Below are 19,676 nucleotides of genomic sequence, written 5' to 3'. Positions count from 1 at the left end.
CCAGGTCGCCCGTCAGCCCCTGGTGGCGACCACGGGGCCTCGCGACCACGGGGTGGGGCGGGCGTACTTTAGGGTCATAGGCATGGAAAGCCTCGCCTTGATCGGGAACTGGCCCGTCCCCACCGCCGCCGCCGCTGTCGTCCGTGCCGATGGCACCGTCGCCGGGACGTACGGTCGGACGGCACACCGGTTCCCGCTCGCCTCGGTCACCAAGCCGCTCACCGCGTACGCCGCGCTGGTCGCGTACGAGGAGGGGGCCGTGGAGCTGGACGAGCCGGCCGGGCCCGAGGGGGCCACCGTGCGCCATCTGCTCGCGCACACCAGCGGGCTGGCGTTCGACGAGCACCGGGTCGTGGCCACTCCAGGGACGCGGAGGCTGTATTCGAACGCAGGGTTCGAGGTGCTCGGCGATCACATCGCGAAGGCGACCGACATCCCGTTCGCCGAGTATCTGCGGCAGGCCGTGCTGGAGCCGTTGGGCATGACGTCCACGACGCTGGACGGCTCACCCGCGAAGGACGGCGTGTCCACGGTGGACGACCTGGTGCGGTTCGCGGCGGAGGTGCAGGCTCCGCGGCTGCTCGATCCGCGCACCGTACTCGAGGCGATGTCCGTGGTGCACCCAGGTCTGTCCGGGGTGCTGCCGGGCTACGGGCACCAGAAGCCCAACGACTGGGGCCTCGGCTTCGAGATCCGGGACTCCAAGACCCCGCACTGGACGGGTGCTTCGTCATCCCCGCGGGCCTTCGGGCACTTCGGCCAGTCCGGTACGTTCCTGTGGGTCGATCCGGACGCCCGCACGGCCTGTGTGGCGCTGACCGACCGGGCTTTCGGTCCGTGGGCGGTCGAGGCGTGGCCGCCGTTCACCGACGCGGTACTCGCCGAGCTGCGCGGGCGCTAGGGCTGTTCGGTCCCGCTGCCCGCGGCGGGCGGCACCTTCTCCTGGCTTGCTTCGCTGGCAGAGGAAGTCGGTGCGGCGTCGGCGTGCACGTCGATGCCGCAGGCGGCGGGCGCCGTCGAGATGTCCTGGCCGGTCAGCCGGACCATGACCCCGCCCTCGGGGTCCTCCGCATACGCGATCGTGCAGACCAGCTGACGCAACGCGGTCTCGTCGAGTCCGCGCAGGGCGATCGGCAACCCGGCCGAGATGCCGCCCTGCTCGGGCGCGACGTGCAGAGACCCGCCCGGGGCCGCCCGGGGCAGACCGGTGCCCAGCCCCGCCGCCAGGTCCTCCTTGCGCGGACCGGCGAGCAGCGCCTGGACCGCTCTCCCCGTCGTCGCGGGTGACGCCTCCCCGTCCAACGTGTTTCCGGGGGGAAATCCGGCCGCGGAGCCTGACGATTCCGAGTAGACGGTCCGGATCACGGGACTCAGCTCCCCGTCCGGCGCACGGAAGAAGAGCAGCATGTCATTGCCGCGTGTCACAAAGGTCTGGATGGTCGCCGGACCGCCCGCCTCGACGACGTCCGTCTCCTGGATGCCGCACCCGGCGAGCAGCGCGGCGACGGGCAGCGCGGCCGCGGCGGCGTACCGGTATCGCAGGCGCGCACGCCTCATCCGCTGGCCTCCTCCTCCGCGCGGAGCGGTATCTCCACGGCGAAGACGGCCCCGCCATCCGCCTGGTTCCCGGCGCGCACCGTGCCTCCGTGCAGCCGTACGTTCTCCAGCGTGATGGCCAGTCCGAGCCCGCTGCCCGCCGAACGCGTACGGGCCGCGTCTGCCTTGTAGAAGCGGTCGAAGATATGCGGCAGCACATCGGGACTGATACCGGAACCGCTGTCCGTGACCTCGGTGATCAGCACCGGGTGACCGTCGGAACGCGCCTCGGTGCGCAGCCGTACGGTGACGGGCGTGCTGCCGTGCCGCAGGGCGTTGCCGACGAGGTTGGCGACGACGATGTCGAAGCGGCGCAGATCGAGCCGGGCGCGGACGCCGTCGGGCAGTTCGGTGCGGACACCCCGCTCGTCGGTCCAGTGCCGGTTCTCCAGGGTCTTGCGGATGGCCTCCGCCGCGTCGACCTCGTCGGTGTTCAGCTCGGCCGCGCGGGCGTCGAAGCGGGAGATCTCCATCAGGTCCTCCACCAGCACGGCCAGCTTTCCGGTCTCGGTGCTGATCAGCCGGACCGCCTTGGCGGTGTCGGGGTCCAGATCGTCCGCGTCCTCGTCGAGCACCTCGGTGACGGCGAGCATTCCGGCCAGCGGGGTGCGTAGTTCGTGCGAGACGTCGGATGCGAAGCGGCGGGCGCGTTCCTCGGCCTGCCGGAGTTCGTGCACGGAGCGTTCGAGTTCGCCCGCCGACTCGTTGAAGGTGTGGGCCAGTTCGGCGAGTTCGTCGCTGCCCCTGACCTGGATGCGGGTGTCCAGCCTGCCGCTGCCCATGCTCTGCGCGGCCTGGCGCAGCTCGCGCACCGGGCGCAGCACGCTGCGTGCCGCGAGCAGCGCGGGCACCAGGGCGATGGCGAGTCCGGGCAGGGCGCCGTCGCGGGCCGCCGTGACGAGCGCGTCGACGTTGATCTGCTCGTCGGTCATCCGCATGACGGCGTAGAGGGTGAGCCGGCTGGGGATCACCCCGCGAGGGCCGACCTTGAAGACGGTGGGCATGGCGATGGTGAGGTACGGGACGCCGTCCTTGACGACCCGCTGGAACGCCCCGTTGGGGTTGGCCGCGGCGGCCCGCCGCAGCTCGGGTGTGATCACGGTGGACACGGGGCTGGTGCCGGACGACGCGCGGATCGAGCCGTATTCGGCGAAGACCACCCAGGGGTGGGGTTTGCCCTTGCGTGCGATTTCCCGGAGGACTTCTTCGAACCCCTCGGCCTGGATGGGCAGACCGAGGCCCATCAGCTGGACCTGGTCGCGGAACGACGAGACAGCGGTGTCCTGGGCCGTCTCCAGCAGGGCGTTGCGGGCCTCGCGGTAGGTCAGTGCGGCCGTGGTGCCCGCGCTGACCGCGGCAACCAGCAGGAAGGCGAGTACGAGCCGGATGCGCAGCCCGAATGCCGCGGTCCGCGCGCGGCGGATCACAGTGGTCCGAAGCGGTAGCCGAAGCCCCGCAGGGTCTGGATGTAGCGGGGGGTCCCCGCCTCGTCCTCGATCTTGTTGCGCAGGCGCCGCACGCAGGCGTCCACCAGCCGGGCGTCGGCGTGGTAGCTGTGCTCCCAGACGTGCTCGAGGAGTTGCTGTCTGCTGAACACCTGCTCGGGCGCGGCGGACAGATGGAGCAGCAGTTTCAGCTCGGAGGGCGCCAGCGCGAGCTGGCGTCCCGACTTGGTCACGGTCAGTCCCGCCCGGTCGATGGTGAGCTCGCCGTGCGTGTCCACGGCCGGGCGGCCCTGGCCGCCCGGGCCCTGGCCGAGGTCCTCGATACGGCGCAGCACCGCGCGGATCCTGGCCTCGATCACCTCGGTGCGGGCGGGCTTGACGATGTAGTCGTCGGCACCGGCCTCAAGACCCACGACCACGTCGAAGTCGTCCCCGCGTGCGGTGAGCATGATGATCGGCAACTGGCTGTTCTCACGTACCCGCCGGCACACCTGGACGCCGTTCATCCCGGGCAGCATCAGGTCCAGCAGCAGCAGGTCGGGCCGGAACTCCTCCAGCGCGGCGAGCCCGGCCTCGCCGGTGGCGGCGGACCGTACGTCGTGGCCGCGGCGGCGCAGACCGAGCTCGACCCCTTCGCGTACGGAAGGGTCGTCCTCGATGAGGAGCACGCGGGGCATCGGGGGTCTCCCTCGGTGATGTGCGATGTGGTCAGCGCCGGGCCAGTCTGCGGCGCAGACCGGTGAGCAGCGCGTCGAGTTCGGTGAGCCGCAGCGGGCGGGCGAGCAGGGCGAAGGTGAGCACGATGGCGCCCGCGCCCGCCGCCGCGGCGGCCAGTGCCCCGGCCGGTGCGCTGCCGGCCACCGCCAGATACCCCAGCGCGGTCGCGGGCACAGCGGCGAGCAGCAGTCGTCCATGGGCGCCGACGGCATTGGACCGCAACGGCGCGGCGACGCCCAGTCGGCGGCTGAGCACCATCCCCGTGACCAGCCAGCCCGCGCACAGCGCCAGCGAGTACGCCGCCGCCATTCCCGTGACCACCCAGCGTGCGGGCAGCAGGTACGCGGCGGCCAGCGAGAGTCCCGCGTTGAGGCCGACGATCACCAGGTTGAGCAGGAAGGGCGTGCGGGTGTCGGAGAGCGCGTAGAACGTACGGGACAGGACGTACTGGCCGGACATCGCGACAAGCCCGGGTGCGAACGCCATCAGGATCGCGGCCATGGCGGCCGTGTCGCCCTCGCTGGTCACGCCGTATCCGAAGACCAGGGCCATCACGGGCTGGGCGAGGGCGAACAGCATGCAGGCGGACGGGACCACGGCGGCGCCGGAGGTGCGCAGGGCGTAGGAGACGTCGCGCCGGACTGCCGCGGTGTCCGCGTCGGCCGCCGCCGCGCTCATCCGCGGCACCAGTGCGGTCACCAACGAGACGGTGATGATCCCGTGCGGTACGACCCAGAGCGCGTAGGCGTTGTTGTACGCGCTGTAGCCCGGGCCGCCGTCGAGTCCGGCCGATGTCGCCAGCCGGGTCGTGACCCAGTACGCCGCCTGGTTGGCGAGCACCAGCAGCACCAGCCACCCGGCCGAACGCAGCGGGCGGGTCAGCCCGCTGCCGCGCCAGTCGAAGCGCGGTCGCCAGCGGAAACGTGCGGCGCGCAGGGCGGGGACGAGGGCGAGCGCCTGGACGGCGATGCCCGCGGTCGTTCCCCAGCCGAGCAGCGCGGTCTCGGTCGGGGTGAGCGTGCCCCCACCGCCCAGTGCGAGGGCCAGATAGAGCCCGAAGACGGTGATGACGACGACGTTGTTGAGCACCGGGGCCCACATCATCGCGCCGAACCGGCCGCGTGCGTTGAGCACCTGCCCGAGCAGCGTGAACAGCCCGAGGAAGAAGATCTGCGGCAGGCAGTAGCGCGCGAACGCGACCGCCATCGCGGCATGGTCGCCGGTGTAGCCGGTGTACGCGTCGATGATCGCGGGCGCGGCCCAGACGGCGGTGGCCGTGATGGCGAGCAGGGCGACGGTGCAGACGGTGAGCAACCGGTCGGTGTAGGCGGCGCCGCCGTCCTTGTGCTCCTTGGCCGCCTTGACCAGTTCGGGGACGAAGACGGCGTTCAGCGCACCGCCCATGAGCAGCATGTAGACGATGGTGGGGAGGGCGTTGCCGACCGCGTAGCTGTCGGCGACCGGCCCGATGGTGCCGATCGCCGCGGCCACGACCGCGGACCGGGCGAAGCCGGTGGCACGGGACACGATGGACCCGGCGGCCATGACGGCACTGCTGCGCAGAGCGGAGGGCTGTTTCGCCCCGCGGCCCGGCTCGGCCCCGTCGCTCGCACCGTCGCCGGGCACCTCGCCCCGGATGCGCGTGGACGTCCCGGCCTGGACGCTCGCCGCGTTGTTCGCGCCGTGGTCCACCGGGGCACCGGGCAGCGGCCGGTGCCCCGCGGTGCCGTCGCGATCGGCGTCAGCGGGTCGGTAGCCGCCGGAACCGGCCGCCCCGTCGCCGTACGCAACCTGCCGGGGCAGCGTGGACGCCGCCTCCGCGGGCGCGGCAGGAGCGTCGCCCGGGCCACCCGCCGCAAGCGGTGGCCCGGCCACCCCGCCGACGGAGACACCCCCCACCCCCGTGCCGGGGGTGCCTCCGCCGTTTTCCGCACCCAGGCCCGTCCGAGGCGTCCCACGCGTCATCGGCGGGCCAGGTACGCCTGGAAGGCGCGGTACAGCGTGTGGTTGGCGGTTCCGCCCAACGGTTTCTCCCATTCCCCCAGCGTCTCGACCGCCTGTCCGCCCGTGCCGATCTTCCACCGCATCAGTCCGTACGCACGTTCGTCAGGGTCGAGTGTGGAGGGTACCCCGCGCATGTCGTAGACGTCGGCGCCCAGCGCATGGGCATCGAGCAGCATCCGCCACTGCAGGGCGTTGGACGGCCGGACCTCGCGGCGGTGGTCGGCGGACGCACCGGTCTGGTACCAGACACGGCGGCCCACCGTGATCATCGTGTGGGCGGCCAGAATCTCCCCGCCGTAACGGGCCAGATACAGCTTCATCCGCCCGGGCTCCTCCGCGTTGAGCACCGCGTACTGGCGCTCGTAGTACGAGAGCGAGCGGCCGAGCCGGAAGCCGTCGCGCTCCTCGGTGATCCGCAGCAGCCGGTAGAACTCGGGGAGCTCGGCCGCGCTGCCCACCACCACCTCCACGCCCTCCTTCTTGGCGCGGCGGACATTGCGCCGCCACTCCTGGTTGAGCCCCGCCCACAGGTCGTCGGTGGTGCGTCCGGCCAGCGGCACCTGGAAGACGTAGCGCGGCTGGGCGTCCCCGTCCTCTGCGCCACCGGCGCCGCCGCAGCGGCGCCAGCCCCGGGCGCGGAGCCGTTCGGCGACCGCGGTGCCCAGCGGGTCGACCTCGCTGGCGAGGACGTCGGCGAGGTGTCTGCCGGGTCCGGTGGCCGACTTGAGCCGGGCGGCGTCCCAGCGCCGGTACGCGGGGGAAGGGCCGATGCGTACGGCGAAGGCGCCGGTGGCGCGCAGATGGTCCAGTAGGAGGGTGAGCCAGCCGTCGATGTCCGGGTCCGCCCAGTCGGCGACGGGCCCTTCGGGAAGGTAGGCGAAGTACTTGCGCGTGCCGGGGAACTGCCGCAGCAGCACCAGTGCGACGCCGGTCAGCCCACCCGCTTCCGGGTCCGGTCCCCAGCCGAGGAACTGTGCGCGCCAGCCCTCCTTGACATACGCCCAGGACGGGCACTGGAGGAAGCCCGCGCCGAGGGCCGCACCGGCCGGGGTCGTGAGGAAGGCGCGGTATGTCTCGACGGTGATGGGCGCCAGGCGGACGGCACGGTTCCATACCTTCTGGCCATGGCCGGGCGGCACGAGCAGCGCTGACACAGGTGAGCCTCTCTTCCTCCCCGTGCTTTCGCGGGGACGCCGAGATGCTCACAGCCGCCGATGACCGCCCCGCGCGGCGAATGTGACCGGACCATGACCGTTCCTCACCAGTCGTTGTCACATGGCCCTTCACGGCGCTCACCGGCGGTTTCCCGGTTCTACAGTCGCGGCACTGCCCTGTTCCGGCCCCTGTACAGCCATGGAGATTCTGTTGCACCGCAACCGTCACCGCATACGAGTGCGGGCCGTCGTCGCCGCGGCCCTGCTGGCACCGCTCGCCGCCTGCTCATCCGGCACCACTCCCGCCCCGGCCGACGCCAAGGCCGCTCACGCGGACGACCCCGTCACCGTCAACGTCACGCCGAAGGGGAAGCAGGCCACCGCCGGCCAGCCCGTCAAGGTCACCGCGACCAGCGGCAAGCTCACCTCCGTCACCGTCACCGACGCCAAGGGGCACAAACTCGGCGGCAAGCTCACCCCCGACGGCACGGCCTGGACCTCGGACCGCAAGGCGGCCCCCGGCACGACCTACGAGGTCACGGCGGCGACCCGGACGAAGGGCGGCACGGCGGGCACGGCCCGGGCCTCCTTCGCCACGGCGCAGGCGGACAAGGTCAACAAGGTGGACTGGCGGCCCGGCGCGGGCGCCACGGTCGGTGTCGCGCAGCCGATCTCGCTCGTCTTCGACCACCCCGTCAAGAACCGCGCCGAGGTGGAGAAACAGCTCAAGATCACCACCTCGGACAAGACCGAGGGCTCCTGGGGCTGGATGCGCGACTGGTCCGGCAACGACAGGGTGGACTGGCGGCCCAAGGCGTACTGGAAGCCCGGCACCAAGGTCACCCTCAACGCCGAGCTGAACGGCACCGATTCGGGGGGCGGCGGCGGCTGGTTCGTGCGCGACTACACGACCACCTTCACCATCGGCGCCCAGCAGATCGTCAAGGTCGACCTCGACAGCCACCAGCTCACGCTGCTGCGCGACGGCAAGGCCGTCCGCCGCATCCCCGTCTCCGGTGGCACACCGGGCGGCGACAAGCGCTCCTGGCGCGGCACCGCCGTGCTGATGGCCAAGGAGGGCACGATCAACATGAACTCCGAGACCGTGGGCCTCGGCGACGCCTACGACAAGATGGTCGACTACTCGATGCGGCTGACCTGGTCGGGGATGTACGCGCACGCGGCGCCGTGGAACGCCCAGTACTTCGGCAACGCCAACCACAGTTCGGGCTGCATCGGGATGAGCAACGAGAACGCGGCCTGGTTCTACGGACAGGTGCGCCCGGGGGACCCGTTCGAGATCAAGGGCGAGGAGACCAAGGGCACGGTCGCGCCGGAGAACGGCTTCGGGGCGTGGAACCTGTCGTGGGAGGAGTGGCAGAAGAAGAGCGCACTGCGCTGACGCGCACCCGCCCGGCCGTGCGCCGTACACCGTCGAGGGGAGGCAGCGGTGCGGGCAAGGGCGGCACAGGCGGTCAGTGGTTCAGCTCCCACATCAGCACCTCGGCCGGGGAGGCGCCCGCGAGCTCGAGGCCCAGCCCTTCGGTGATCCGCGCGGCGTCGCCGGGCCCGAGCTCATCCCCGTCCAGCCGCACCACACCCCGCACCACGTGCACGTACACCAGGGGCGCGTCCGGGACCGCGGTGCGTTCGTCCCTGCCGAGGCGGCGAACGTGCAGCATCGCCCCGGACTGCGGGAGGGCGTAGGGGGTGGAGTCGGCGATCCCCCGGACGACCTCGTAGGACGGCTCCCCGCCGGGCTCCACGGGCGACAGCCACATCTGCACGAAGACCAGCGGCGCGTCGGTGTCGTTGCGCTCGACATGGCGCACCCCGCCCCCTGAGCTCAGCCGCTGCACATCGCCGGGGAGCACTACGGTGGCGCGGCCGGTGCCGTCCCGGTGGGTCAGCTCGCCCTCCACCACCCAGGTCACGATCTCGGTGTGGCTGTGCGGGTGCTCGTCGAATCCGGCACCCGGTGCCAGCCGCTCCTCGTTGCAGGCGATGATCGCCCCGAAGCGCAGATTGTCGGGCTCGTAGAAACGTCCGAACGAGAACGCGTGCAGCGACTCGATGCCGGTGGCCTCGTCTCCACCCCGGTAGCGCCCTGCGGCGGGCCGTACGGAAATCACACGCTCCACGGTAGACGGTGACACCTGGGCGGGGCCTCTCCTCGACTCCCGAAGCGGACCCCCCACGAACCCCCGCCCCGGACCCCGAGTCTCCGCATAGGCGTCCTGATAAGGCACTCTTGTCCCCGTGCCCCATCCCGAACCCGCCGAGCCGGCTCTGCCCGCGAACGCCGCCCATCCGCACTCCGCGACCCTGAAGCGACTGGAGCAGTCCTCGGGGCGGCTCGCCGCGAACGCCATCGCCCGCATGGACGAGATGCTGCCGTGGTACCGGGCGATGCCACCGGAGAACCGGTCGTGGATCGGTCTGGTGGCCCAGGCGGGTATCGCGGCGTTCACGGAGTGGTTCCGGCACCCCGAGACACCCCAGGCGATCTCGACCGATGTCTTCGGCACGGCGCCGCGTGAGCTGACCCGGGCGATCACGCTGCGGCAGACGGTGGAGATGGTGCGCACCACCATCGAGGTCATGGAAGTGGCGATCGAGGAGGTCGCGGCGCCGGGTGACGAGTCGATCCTGCGCGAGGCCCTGCTGGTCTACGCGCGGGAGATCGCCTTCGCCACCGCCCAGGTCTACGCGCAGGCGGCCGAGGCCCGCGGCGCCTGGGACGCCCGGCTCGAGTCGCTGGTGGTCAACGCGGTGCTGTCCGGCGAGGCCGACGAGGGCGCCGTCAGCAGGGCCGCGGCGCTCGGCTGGAACTCGCCGGAGCATGTGTGCGTGGTGCTGGGCACCGCCCCCGACGGGGACAGCGAGCTCACCGTGGAGGCCATCCGCCGAGCGGCCCGGCACGCCAAGCTCCAGGTGCTGACCGGTGTGCTCGGTGACCGGCTGGTGGTCATCGCCGGTGGCAGCGACAACCCGCTGCATGTCGCCAAGGCCCTGATCGGCCCCTACGCGGCGGGGCCCGTGGTGGCCGGCCCGGTCGTACCGGATCTGCTGGCGGCGACACGCTCCGCGCAGGCCGCCGCAGCGGGGCTCAAGGCGTGTGCGGCGTGGCAGGATGCCCCGCGTCCGGTTCTGGCGGACGATCTGCTGCCGGAACGCGCCATCGCGGGCGACCCTTCAGCGCGCGAGCAGCTGGTGGAGGAGATCTACAGACCACTGGAAGAAGCAGGCTCGGCGCTGCTGGAAACCCTCAGTGTCTATCTGGAGCAGGCCAGCAGCCTCGAAGGCGCCGCCCGGATGCTCTTCGTCCACCCCAACACCGTTCGCTACCGGCTCCGACGTGTGACCGACGTCACCGGCTGGTCACCCTCTGATGTCCGCTCCGCGTTCACTCTCCGGATCGCACTCATCCTCGGGCGTCTGGTAGACGGCGATCTCCAGTCCTAGTCTTTTGTCGAACACCGACAATTCCCCTGACGGTTCTTGGTCCCTGTCCCCACGGGCGGCGCGGACCATCCACAAGAGAGAGTGTGAGGGTGCTCGTACTCGTCGCTCCCGGCCAAGGCGCTCAGACGCCCGGCTTCCTGACTCCCTGGCTCGAACTCCCCGGCGCCGCCGACCGCATCGCGGTCTGGTCCGACGCCATCGGACTCGACCTTGCCCACTACGGCACAAAGGCCGACGCGGACGAGATCCGCGACACGGCCGTGGCTCAGCCGCTGCTCGTCGCGGCCGGTCTGCTCTCCGCTTCCGCGCTGCGTGACGCGCTCGGCGACTCGCGCGACGACTTCGCGCCCGGCGCCCTCGCCGGTCACAGCGTCGGCGAGATCACCGCTGCCGCGTTCGCCGGTGTCCTCGACGAAGCGGCGGCGCTGCGTCTCGTACGGACCCGGGGCCTCGCGATGGCCGAGGCCGCCGCCGTCACCGAGACCGGCATGTCGGCACTGCTCGGCGGTGACCCCGAGGTGAGCATCGCGCATCTGAAGAAGCTCGGACTGACTCCGGCGAATGTGAACGGCGCGGGCCAGATCGTGGCCGCCGGCACCAAGGAGCAGCTCGCCGCGCTGGACGCGGACAAGCCCGAGGGTGTCCGCAAGGTCGTGGCGCTCAAGGTGGCCGGCGCGTTCCACACGCACCACATGGCGCCCGCGGTCGCGAAGCTGGAGGAGGCCGCCAAGGCGCTGGCCCCCATGGACCCGAAGGTGCCGTACGTCTCGAACAGGGACGGTGCCGTCGTCACGGCGGGCGACGAGGTCGTCGCCCGGCTCGTGGGCCAGGTCGCCAACCCGGTGCGCTGGGACCTGTGCATGGAGACGTTCAAGCAGCTGGGTGCGACTGCGATCATCGAGGTGTGCCCGGGCGGCACCCTCGTCGGTCTGGCCAAGCGCGCCCTGCCCGGCGTGAAGACACTCGCGCTGAAGACCCCAGATGACCTCGAGGCGGCCCGCACGCTCATCGCGGAGTCCGCGGGCGCCCCGGCCCCCGCCGCCGACGCCTCGGACGCCGCAGACGCGGCGGGCTCGCCCAGCGCCTGACGAAGGAGCCGTAAAGCGCATGTCGAAGATCAGGCCCAGCCAGGGCGCGCCGTACGCACGGATCATGGGTGTCGGCGGTTACCGCCCCACCCGCGTCGTGCCCAACGAGGTGATCCTGGAGACGATCGACTCGTCCGACGAGTGGATCCGTTCCCGCTCGGGCATCGCGACCCGGCACTGGGCGAACGACGAGGAGACCGTCGCCGCGATGTCGATCGAGGCGTCGGGCAAGGCCATCGCCGATGCCGGGCTGACCCCGGAGCAGATCGGCGCCGTGGTCGTCTCCACCGTCTCGCACTTCCACCAGACGCCGGCCGTCGCCACCGAGATCGCCGACAAGCTCGGCACGAACAAGGCCGCGGCCTTCGACATCTCGGCGGGCTGTGCCGGTTTCGGCTACGGACTGACCCTCGCCAAGGGCATGGTGGTGGAAGGTTCCGCCGAGTACGTGCTGGTGATCGGGGTCGAGCGGCTCAGCGATCTGACCGACCTGGAGGACCGCGCCACGGCCTTCCTGTTCGGCGACGGCGCCGGCGCGGTCGTGGTCGGGCCGGCGAAGGAACCGCGGATCGGCCCCACGGTCTGGGGCTCCGAAGGCGACAAGTCGGGCACGATCAAGCAGACCGTGTCGTGGGCGGAGTACCGCGACGGGACTCCCGAGCGCTTCCCGGCCATCACCCAGGAGGGCCAGGCGGTGTTCCGCTGGGCTGTGTTCGAGATGGCGAAGGTCGCCCAGCAGGCGCTGGACGCGGCCGGAATCAGCGCGGACGACCTGGATGTCTTCATCCCGCACCAGGCCAACATGCGGATCATCGACTCGATGGTGAAGACCCTGAAACTGCCGGAGCACGTCACGGTCGCCCGTGATGTGGAGACCACCGGCAACACCTCGGCCGCCTCGATTCCGCTCGCGATGGAGCGGCTTCTGGCGACCGGAGAGGCGAAGAGCGGCGACACCGCGCTCGTCATCGGCTTCGGGGCGGGGCTCGTCTACGCCGCGACGGTCGTTACCCTCCCCTAGGCAAGCATGCGGATCTTCCGGACTTCCGGTAGCACTCCGGTTGTCCGGGACTCCGGGCAAGCCCGTTCAACCCTTAGCCAGACACTGAGCTACACACCGAAGGAGCGCCACATGGCCGCCACTCAGGAAGAGATCGTCGAAGGTCTCGCGGAGATCGTCAACGAGATCGCGGGTATCCCGACGGAGGACGTCCAGCTGGACAAGTCCTTCACCGACGACCTGGACGTCGACTCGCTGTCCATGGTCGAGGTAGTCGTCGCCGCCGAAGAGCGCTTCGACGTCAAGATCCCCGACGAGGACGTCAAGAACCTCAAGACGGTCGGCGACGCCGCCAACTACATCCTGAAGCACCAGGCCTGATCACAGGCCGATCAGGTACGCCACCCAGCGGTGGCGCCGCTGATTCACGTAACCGCCTCACCGCTTAGACCGTGGAGAAAGAATTCCTGTGAACTCGACCAATCGCACCGTGGTCGTCACCGGTATCGGCGCAACCACACCGCTGGGTGGCGACTCCGCATCGACCTGGGAAGGTCTGATCGCGGGACGCTCCGGCGTCCGCCCTCTGGAGGACGAACGCTTCGCCGACATGCCCGTCCGGATCGCCGCCCCGGTGGCCGTCGACCCGGCCGACGTGCTGCCGCGTCCGGTCGCCCGGAAGCTGGACCGTTCCGCCCAGTTCGCGCTGATCGCCGCCCGTGAGGCGTGGGCCGACGCGGGTTACGCCGGCCCGGCCGGCGCGGAGTCCGCCGAGGGCGCGCAGGTGGCGCCCGAGCGGCTCGGCGCGGTCATCGCGTCCGGCATCGGCGGTGTCACCACGCTGCTCGACCAGTACGACGTGCTGAAGGAGAAGGGCGTACGCCGCGTCTCCCCGCACACCGTGCCGATGCTGATGCCCAACAGCCCCTCCGCCAACGTGGGTCTGGAGGTGAACGCCCAGGCGGGCGTGCACACCCCGGTCTCCGCCTGCGCGTCGGGCGCCGAGGCGATCGGCTACGCCGTCGAGATGATCCGCAGCGGCCGTGCCGACGTGGTGATCGCGGGCGGTACGGAGGCGGCCATCCACCCGCTGCCGGTCGCCGCGTTCGCCAACATGATGGCGATGTCCAAGAACAACGACGAGCCCGAGAAGGCGTCGCGTCCCTACGACAAGGACCGTGACGGCTTCGTGCTCGGCGAGGGCGCCGGTGTGGTGATCCTGGAGTCGGCGGAGCACGCCGCCGCCCGTGGTGCCCGCGTCTACTGCGAGGTGCTCGGCCAGGGACTGTCCGCGGACAGCCACCACATCGCCCAGCCGGAGCCGACCGGCCGCGGTATCGCCGCCGCGCTCCAGAACCTGCTCGACTCGACGGACCTCAAGCCGGGCGAGGTCGTCCACCTCAACGCCCATGCGACGTCCACTCCTCAGGGTGATGTCGCGGAGGTCAAGGCGCTGCGCAAGGTACTCGGCGACGACCTGGACCACGTCGCGGTGTCCGCGACCAAGTCGATGACCGGGCATCTGCTCGGTGGCGCGGGCGGCATCGAGACCGTCGCGACGGTCCTCGCCCTGCACCACCGTCTCGCCCCGCCGACGATCAACGTCGACGACCTCGACCCCGAGGTCGACGCGGACATCGTGCGCGGTGAGCCGCGGGCGCTGCCCGACGGCACGATCGCGGCGATCAACAACTCGTTCGGCTTCGGCGGTCACAACGTGGTGCTGGCGTTCCGTACGGTCTGACGCTCCATACGGTCTGACGCACCGGAACGCACCGGGACAACGCGAAGGGCCCGTCTCCTCGGGGAGACGGGCCCTTCGTGCGTGTCTGGCGCGGTGCCGGACGATCCGGGGGTCAGACCACCTGGTGCAGCCAGCGGACCGGCGCACCCTCGCCCGCGTACCGGAAGGGCTCCAGCTCGTCGTCCCAGGGCTTGCCCAGCAGCTTGGAGATCTCGGCCTCCAGCTCCGTCTCGCCCTGCGCCGAGCGGGCCATGGCGGCGCGCAGCCGGTCCTCGGGGATCAGGATGTCTCCGTGGATACCGGTGACGGCGTGGAAGATGCCCAGCTCGGGAGTGGCACTGTAGCGCTCACCCTCGGCGGCGGGGGTCGGCTCCGCGGTGACCTCGAAGCGGAGCAGCTGCCAGCCGCGCAGCGCGGACGCGAGCTTGGAGGCCGTGCCCGCTTCTCCCTGCCAGGAGAACTCCGCTCTCCAGGTGCCCGGCGACGCGGGCTGCCGGACCCAGTCGAGTTGGACCCGCACACCCAGTACACCCGCCACCGCCCATTCGACGTGCGGGCACAGCGCGCGTGGTGCGGAGTGAACGTACAGAACGCCGCGTGTCGTCACCGGGACCTCCAGTGTGGGACGGGGTTCGCCTTTCCCCAGGGGCCTCAGTAAACATCATCCGGCGTGAAACTCCGTGAACCCGCCCATAACGGACAGCATGTGACGTGATGTAATTTACCGGAGCCGGTGGACCCGACTGCCCTTGGTTCGACGGGGCAAAGCTACCGTGCGCCGGGGGGAAATGGGGTGTCGCGGGGACACCTACGGGGAGGGAAGGATGCACGGAAAACAGCGGAACGGGCGAAAGAGGGTTCGCCCGTTTGCCACGGTCGCCGCGTTGACGGCGGCGGTGCTCCTCGGCCAGACCGCGGTCACAGCCTGTGACGGTCCACCCGCCGTGCAGCACGGCGCCCGCCCCAAGGCGCCCCGGCCGTCCCCCTCCCCCACCCCGGCCTGGGACCGCAGCCCCGCCTCGATCGCGGCCGTCGGCGACTCGATCACCCGGGGTTTCGACGTCTGCTCCCTGCTCGCGGACTGCCCGGAGGCGTCCTGGGCGACCGGCACCGACACCGGGGTGCGCAGCCTGGCGCAGCGACTGCTGGGTGCGGCCGCGGGGGACCGGAGCTGGAACCACGCCAGCAGCGGGGCCCGGATGGCGGACCTCCCGGCCCAGATGACCGCGGCCGCCGCGCGCCGCCCCGAACTGGTCACGGTGATGGTGGGCGCCAACGACGCATGCCGGGACTCACCCGATCTGATGACCCCGGTCAAGGAGTTCACCGCGTCGTTCGAATCGGCGATGCGCGCGCTGCGCCGCACCGCGCCCAAGGCGCAGGTGTATGTGTCGAGCATCCCCGACCTGAAGCGCCTGTGGTCGACCGGCCGGGTCAACCCGCTCGGCCGGGAGGTCTGGAAGCTGGGCATCTGCGCCTCGATGCTCGGCGACGCCGAGGACCTGGGCGAGGCCGCCGGGCAGCGCAGGGACCGGGTGTACGAGCGGGTGGTGGCGTACAACGAGGCGCTCGAGGACGTCTGCGCGAAGGACCAGCGCTGCCGCTATGACGGAGGAGCGGTCTTCGACTACCGGTTCACCGGGGAGCAGTTGAGCCCCTGGGACTGGTTCCATCCCGGCAAGGACGGCCAGCGGCGGCTCGCGGAGATCGCCTACCGGCAGGTGACGGCGGCCGAGCCGCCCGCGTAGGCCGAGCTGGTCGCGTAAGTCGGGCACCGGAACCCCGGGGCGGCTGTCAGGTACCGCCCCGGGGCGGTGCTGGGGTGCCTCACGCCTCCGGGGGGAGATCACCCAGGATTCCCCGGGCACCCCGTAGATCCCGAAGGCGCGCCGTGACGGCGCGCCGCTGCTCCCCCGAACAGGCCTCAGGGGCGAGCCTCGTCCTTGCTGAAGCCGTACCGGCCCTGCGGGGCCAACTGCGCCTCGGGCTGCGGCTGTGGCTGCGGCTCGTCGGGAGTCGCCGTCAGATCGCGTACCAGCAGCGTCGCGCCCGCCACCGCGCCCGGCATCAGGAAGACCGCGACGAACGGGACCACAAAGGCCAGGGCGAGCGGGACCCCGAAGCCGAGGGTGAGCATGCGGCGGCCACGGAGCAGGGTGAGGCGCTCCTTCAGGTCGACTCCGCGTCGCTGGAGGGCCACGGCGGTGAGCTCCTCGGCGAGGAAGAAGCCGGAGACACAGAAGCCGAGCACGGGTACGACGGTCTGACCGATCACCGGGATGAAGCCGAGTGCGAAGAGCAGCACGCCGTAGAACGCGACCCTCAGCAGCACCTTCAGGCTGTCCCTCGCGGAGATCCACAGCTCGCGCCAGAAGCCGCGCCCGGACTCGGGGACCTCGCCGCCCTCGGTACGGTCGACCTGCTCGGAGAGCGACTCGTAGAAGGGCTGTCCGACCAGCAGGGTCACGGCTGTGAAGGTGATCACGGCCAGGAACAGGCCGAAGACGAAGACCAGCGCGGTGAGGAAGCCCCGGAACGCCCCGAGCCACGCGGACGACCAGTCGTCCGCGAACGGGGTGGCCCAGGCCACCATGTCATCGGAGCCGTACCAGAGTCCGATGAGTGCACCGGCGTACAGCACCAGGGTGATCAGCCCGGGCAGCAACCCGAGGCCGAACCACCGGCCGTGCCTGCCGACCCACTGCTGGCCCTTCACCATGTAGCCGAAGCCCGCCCCGAAATCACGCATGTCGCACACCCTATCGGGCGGGCGGAACCGTCCTTCGGGGACGCGTCGGCGCCGCCTTGGACGCGGTGCGGGCCGCACCCCCGGTGGGGTGCGGCCCGGTGCGGTGGGTCCGATCAGCCGGCTTCCCACCGATGCCCACCTCGGCGGTGGCCGTCGGACTCCGGGCCCGTCCGGTGGCTCAGCGGGGCAGGGAGACGACCATCTTCCCGGTGTTCTCGCCGCGCAGCATGCCGAGGAAGGCGTCGAAGCCGTTCTCGATGCCCTCGACCACGGTCTCGTCGTACTTGAGCTCGCCGGAGCGCAGCCAGCCGCCCACCTCCTGGACGAACTGGGGCTGGAGCGCCGCGTGGTCGGAGACCAGCATGCCCTGGAGCCGCAGCCGCTTGCCGATCACCATGGCGAGGTTGCGCGGGGCCGGAGTGGGCTCGGTGGCGTTGTACTGGGCGATCATTCCGCAGATGGTGGCGCGGCCGTGCAGGTTGAACGAGGAGAGCGCGGCCTCGAGGTGCTCACCGCCGACGTTGTCGAAGTAGACGTCGATACCGTCCGGCGCGGCGGCCGCGAGCTGCTCGGCGACGGGGCCGTTCTTGTAGTTGAACGCGGCGTCGAAGCCATACTCCTCCACCAGCAGCTTGACCTTCTCGTCGGAGCCGGCCGAGCCGATGACGCGCGAGGCGCCCTTCAGCTTCGCCATCTGGCCGACCAGGCTGCCGACGGCACCCGCGGCGCCGGACACGAACACCGCGTCGCCCTGCTTGAAGGAGGCGACCTCGAAGAGGCCCGCGTAGGCGGTCATCCCGGGCATACCGAGCACGCCCAGGTAGGCGGAGAGCGGGGCGACGGAGGGGTCGACCCTGGTGGCCTGCTGGGCGGGCACTTCGGCGTACTCGCGCCAGCCCAGGCCGTGCAGGACGTGGTCACCGACGGCGAAGCCCTCGGCGCCGGACGCGACGACCTCGCCGACGGCGCCGCCCTCCATGGGCCGGTCGAGCTGGTACGGCGGGGCGTAGGACTTCACATCGTTCATCCGGCCACGCATGTACGGGTCGACCGAGAAGTGGAGATTGCGCACGAGGATCCGGCCCTCGCCCGGCTCCGCCACCGGGACCTCGCGGAGGGCGACGTCCTCAGGCTTGGGCCAGCCGTGGGGTCGGGCGACGAGGTGCCATTCACGGCTGGACGCGGGAAGTGCGGACATGGCTGCGATGCCTCCTACTGGATGTTTCAGTACATGAATTTCAGTACCTGAAACAACCATGCGCCTAGATATTTCATGTTGTCAAGTATCCGGGTATGCTGCCTGCCATGGCCATCACACCAACGGACCCACTGACCCTGGAGGTCGTCGATCTCATCGGCTCGGTCGTGACCCGTTACCACGACGAGTACGAGGAGGCCGCGGCCCGGCACAACCTCACCGGCGCCCAGGCCCGGGTGCTGGGGCTGCTCTCCGTCGAGGCCACCCCTATGCGCCGGATCGCGCGTCAGCTGAAGTGCGAGCCGTCGAACGTGACGGGGATCATCGACCGGCTGGAGGCCCGGGGACTTGTCGAGCGGCGGCCGGATCCGGCCGACCGCAGGGTGAAGATCGCCGCGGCCACGGCCCTGGGCCGGGAGACCGCACGGGAGCTGCGGGAGTCCCTGCACTTCGCGCGGGAACCGCTGGCGGAGCTTTCGGCGCAGGAGCGCACGGTGCTGCGGGACCTGCTCAGGCGGATGCTGGGCGAGGTGTGACCACGAGCGTGCCGCCCCTCGGGTGAACCGGGATCCTCAGGTGCACCAGAAGAGGAACCAGGTGCAGGTCTCGCTGGGCGAGGGCGTGGGAGTGGGGGTGGGCGCCGGAGGCGGGCCGGCGGGCTTCGTGGGCGTCGCCGAACCCGCGTCGCCCGGGTCCGACGGCTCGTCGCCGGACTCCGGCGACGTCGAAGCAGAATCGTCACTGCTGCGATCCGGCGCGGGCACGGACGAGCCGGACCGCACCGCCCTCGACGAGGACTCCACGGCCACGGGGCGGCCCGTGGTGCCCCCGCCGCCCGTGGCGCTGGGGCGGGGCACGGCCGACTCCGTCTCGGGCGCCTCGCTGACCCCGCTCGGGCCCTCCGCGGGCTCGTCACTGACGGCCGGGTCGGGGATCTCCTCGACCGGGAGCGGCGCTTCCTCCTCGCGGACCTCCACGGAGGCGCCGTCGCCGCCCCATACGGTCTCCTTCGCCAGCTCGGTCAGGCTCAGCACGCCCGCGGCGAGCACCAGGCCGACCGCGCCGACCACGACCTTCCGGCCACGCTTGCGGCGTCCGCGGACACCCGCCGACCTGCGTGCCTTCCGACTCGCGGTGGGCGCGCGGCGGTGCCCTGACGGCGTCCGGGGCTCGTCGTACGCGCCGCCGAGCTCGACCACGACCTCGTCGGCCGGCGCGGCGGAAGGCCGGTTGACCGGCGCGGGACCGGCCTCGGCCACCGGCACACGGCGGGCTGCGGGCATGGCTGCGGGGACGACGGCGGGGTTGTGATACCTCAGCTCCTCCGCGGGTGTACCGCATCCGGCGCACGCCAGAGCCCCATTGAGGTGCCGACGGCACTGGTAGCAGTAGTCCATGGCGCCCGCAGCGTACGCAGCGGACGGGCAACAGAGATAGCCGAGTCTGTGAGGATCGTGTGTGGAATCCGCAGTTCCGCGGCGCGGCCGCCCCTTGGGCTCGGGGCACGATGAGGAGC

At 71.3% G+C, this 19,676-nt stretch carries 19 protein-coding genes; 9 read left to right on the top strand and 10 right to left on the bottom strand.

The genetic code is table 11. From position 1 onward, the window contains the following. Positions 1–82: 82 nt before the first annotated feature. A complete protein-coding gene (locus tag ACFV6V_RS01200; RefSeq protein ID WP_385557253.1) occupies positions 83–901 on the top strand; it encodes a serine hydrolase domain-containing protein in 819 nt (272 codons plus the stop codon). Here ACFV6V_RS01200 and ACFV6V_RS01195 read toward each other — a convergent pair. The 5 genes from ACFV6V_RS01195 to ACFV6V_RS01175 all read right to left on the bottom strand — a co-directional run bounded on the left by ACFV6V_RS01195 (position 898) and on the right by ACFV6V_RS01175 (position 6,916). Then, a complete protein-coding gene (locus tag ACFV6V_RS01195; RefSeq protein WP_385557250.1) occupies positions 898–1,557 on the bottom strand; it encodes a hypothetical protein in 660 nt (219 codons plus the stop codon). The genes ACFV6V_RS01200 and ACFV6V_RS01195 overlap by 4 nt on opposite strands. Then, positions 1,554–3,023 (bottom strand): ATP-binding protein, encoded by a 1,470-nt coding sequence (locus tag ACFV6V_RS01190; protein ID WP_385557247.1) that lies wholly within the window; start codon positions 3,021–3,023, stop codon positions 1,554–1,556. The genes ACFV6V_RS01195 and ACFV6V_RS01190 overlap by 4 nt, the downstream gene beginning before the upstream one ends. Next, positions 3,020–3,718 carry a response regulator transcription factor gene (locus tag ACFV6V_RS01185; protein WP_361287564.1) on the bottom strand — a complete coding sequence of 233 codons (699 nt, stop codon included), beginning with the start codon at positions 3,716–3,718 and terminating at the stop codon, positions 3,020–3,022. Before ACFV6V_RS01185 ends, ACFV6V_RS01190 begins: the two co-directional genes overlap by 4 nt. A gap of 31 nt (positions 3,719–3,749) precedes the next feature. Further along, complete coding sequence (murJ, locus tag ACFV6V_RS01180; RefSeq protein ID WP_385557842.1) at positions 3,750–5,303, bottom strand: murein biosynthesis integral membrane protein MurJ; 1,554 nt, start codon at positions 5,301–5,303, stop codon at positions 3,750–3,752. Between the two features lie 416 nt (positions 5,304–5,719). Next, a complete protein-coding gene (locus ACFV6V_RS01175) occupies positions 5,720–6,916 on the bottom strand; it encodes a lipid II:glycine glycyltransferase FemX (RefSeq protein WP_385557244.1) in 1,197 nt (398 codons plus the stop codon). A gap of 199 nt (positions 6,917–7,115) precedes the next feature. On the opposite strand from ACFV6V_RS01175, the gene ACFV6V_RS01170 reads away from it, so the two are divergent. Continuing rightward, complete coding sequence (locus ACFV6V_RS01170) at positions 7,116–8,318, top strand: Ig-like domain-containing protein (protein ID WP_385557241.1); 1,203 nt, start codon at positions 7,116–7,118, stop codon at positions 8,316–8,318. Positions 8,319–8,391: 73 nt separating this feature from the next. On the opposite strand, the gene ACFV6V_RS01165 is transcribed toward ACFV6V_RS01170, so the two are convergent. Beyond that, the gene (locus ACFV6V_RS01165; protein ID WP_385557840.1) at positions 8,392–9,048 is read right to left on the bottom strand and encodes a pirin family protein; all 657 of its coding nucleotides are present in this window, start codon (positions 9,046–9,048) and stop codon (positions 8,392–8,394) included. Positions 9,049–9,175: 127 nt separating this feature from the next. Between ACFV6V_RS01165 and ACFV6V_RS01160 the strand changes: the two genes are divergently transcribed. From ACFV6V_RS01160 to fabF, 5 genes are all read left to right on the top strand, one after another. Further along, a complete protein-coding gene (locus ACFV6V_RS01160) occupies positions 9,176–10,381 on the top strand; it encodes a PucR family transcriptional regulator (RefSeq protein WP_385557239.1) in 1,206 nt (401 codons plus the stop codon). Between the two features lie 89 nt (positions 10,382–10,470). Then, positions 10,471–11,469 (top strand): ACP S-malonyltransferase, encoded by a 999-nt coding sequence (locus tag ACFV6V_RS01155; RefSeq protein ID WP_385557236.1) that lies wholly within the window; start codon positions 10,471–10,473, stop codon positions 11,467–11,469. 19 nt (positions 11,470–11,488) lie between these two features. Continuing rightward, positions 11,489–12,490 (top strand): ketoacyl-ACP synthase III, encoded by a 1,002-nt coding sequence (locus ACFV6V_RS01150; RefSeq protein ID WP_385557233.1) that lies wholly within the window; start codon positions 11,489–11,491, stop codon positions 12,488–12,490. 111 nt (positions 12,491–12,601) lie between these two features. Next, on the top strand, positions 12,602–12,850 hold the full coding sequence (locus tag ACFV6V_RS01145; RefSeq protein ID WP_385557230.1) for an acyl carrier protein: 249 nt from the start codon (positions 12,602–12,604) through the stop codon (positions 12,848–12,850). An 88-nt stretch (positions 12,851–12,938) separates the two neighbouring features. After that, the gene (gene fabF / locus ACFV6V_RS01140; RefSeq protein ID WP_361287540.1) at positions 12,939–14,213 is read left to right on the top strand and encodes a beta-ketoacyl-ACP synthase II; all 1,275 of its coding nucleotides are present in this window, start codon (positions 12,939–12,941) and stop codon (positions 14,211–14,213) included. Between the two features lie 112 nt (positions 14,214–14,325). On the opposite strand, the gene ACFV6V_RS01135 is transcribed toward fabF, so the two are convergent. Continuing rightward, the gene (locus ACFV6V_RS01135; RefSeq protein WP_385557226.1) at positions 14,326–14,820 is read right to left on the bottom strand and encodes a DUF3145 domain-containing protein; all 495 of its coding nucleotides are present in this window, start codon (positions 14,818–14,820) and stop codon (positions 14,326–14,328) included. A gap of 217 nt (positions 14,821–15,037) precedes the next feature. On the opposite strand from ACFV6V_RS01135, the gene ACFV6V_RS01130 reads away from it, so the two are divergent. Further along, positions 15,038–15,961: an SGNH/GDSL hydrolase family protein gene (locus ACFV6V_RS01130; protein WP_385557223.1), complete on the top strand. Its 924-nt coding sequence runs from the start codon at positions 15,038–15,040 to the stop codon at positions 15,959–15,961. Positions 15,962–16,137: 176 nt separating this feature from the next. On the opposite strand, the gene ACFV6V_RS01125 is transcribed toward ACFV6V_RS01130, so the two are convergent. Further along, complete coding sequence (locus ACFV6V_RS01125) at positions 16,138–16,962, bottom strand: EI24 domain-containing protein (RefSeq protein ID WP_385557221.1); 825 nt, start codon at positions 16,960–16,962, stop codon at positions 16,138–16,140. A 178-nt stretch (positions 16,963–17,140) separates the two neighbouring features. Beyond that, entirely contained in the window at positions 17,141–18,160 is a 1,020-nt protein-coding gene (locus ACFV6V_RS01120) for an NADP-dependent oxidoreductase (RefSeq protein ID WP_385557218.1), read from the bottom strand. 107 nt (positions 18,161–18,267) lie between these two features. Between ACFV6V_RS01120 and ACFV6V_RS01115 the strand changes: the two genes are divergently transcribed. Then, complete coding sequence (locus ACFV6V_RS01115) at positions 18,268–18,696, top strand: MarR family winged helix-turn-helix transcriptional regulator (protein ID WP_385557215.1); 429 nt, start codon at positions 18,268–18,270, stop codon at positions 18,694–18,696. 36 nt (positions 18,697–18,732) lie between these two features. Here the strand turns inward: ACFV6V_RS01115 and ACFV6V_RS01110 are convergent, their stop codons facing one another. Continuing rightward, positions 18,733–19,557 (bottom strand): hypothetical protein, encoded by an 825-nt coding sequence (locus ACFV6V_RS01110; protein ID WP_385557212.1) that lies wholly within the window; start codon positions 19,555–19,557, stop codon positions 18,733–18,735. Between the last annotated feature and the right edge of the window lie 119 nt (positions 19,558–19,676).

Origin of the sequence: Streptomyces sp. NPDC059828, assembly GCF_042731955.1 — a bacterium.
Taxonomy (GTDB): Bacteria; Actinomycetota; Actinomycetes; order Streptomycetales; family Streptomycetaceae; genus Streptomyces.
This window is presented reverse-complemented; position numbering and strand designations above follow the sequence as displayed.

Bases quoted from the DNA above. Each gene is read 5' to 3' on its own strand.
- ACFV6V_RS01200 (WP_385557253.1), top strand. From the start codon at position 83: ATGGAAAGCCTCGCCTTGATCGGGAACTGGCCCGTCCCCACCGCCGCC.
- ACFV6V_RS01195 (WP_385557250.1), bottom strand. From the start codon at position 1,557: ATGAGGCGTGCGCGCCTGCGATACCGGTACGCCGCCGCGGCCGCGCTG.
- ACFV6V_RS01185 (WP_361287564.1), bottom strand. From the start codon at position 3,718: ATGCCCCGCGTGCTCCTCATCGAGGACGACCCTTCCGTACGCGAAGGG.
- murJ (WP_385557842.1), bottom strand. From the start codon at position 5,303: ATGGCCGCCGGGTCCATCGTGTCCCGTGCCACCGGCTTCGCCCGGTCC.
- ACFV6V_RS01170 (WP_385557241.1), top strand. From the start codon at position 7,116: ATGGAGATTCTGTTGCACCGCAACCGTCACCGCATACGAGTGCGGGCC.
- ACFV6V_RS01150 (WP_385557233.1), top strand. From the start codon at position 11,489: ATGTCGAAGATCAGGCCCAGCCAGGGCGCGCCGTACGCACGGATCATG.
- ACFV6V_RS01145 (WP_385557230.1), top strand. From the start codon at position 12,602: ATGGCCGCCACTCAGGAAGAGATCGTCGAAGGTCTCGCGGAGATCGTC.
- ACFV6V_RS01130 (WP_385557223.1), top strand. From the start codon at position 15,038: ATGCACGGAAAACAGCGGAACGGGCGAAAGAGGGTTCGCCCGTTTGCC.
- ACFV6V_RS01125 (WP_385557221.1), bottom strand. From the start codon at position 16,962: ATGCGTGATTTCGGGGCGGGCTTCGGCTACATGGTGAAGGGCCAGCAG.
- ACFV6V_RS01120 (WP_385557218.1), bottom strand. From the start codon at position 18,160: ATGTCCGCACTTCCCGCGTCCAGCCGTGAATGGCACCTCGTCGCCCGA.
- ACFV6V_RS01115 (WP_385557215.1), top strand. From the start codon at position 18,268: ATGGCCATCACACCAACGGACCCACTGACCCTGGAGGTCGTCGATCTC.
- ACFV6V_RS01110 (WP_385557212.1), bottom strand. From the start codon at position 19,557: ATGGACTACTGCTACCAGTGCCGTCGGCACCTCAATGGGGCTCTGGCG.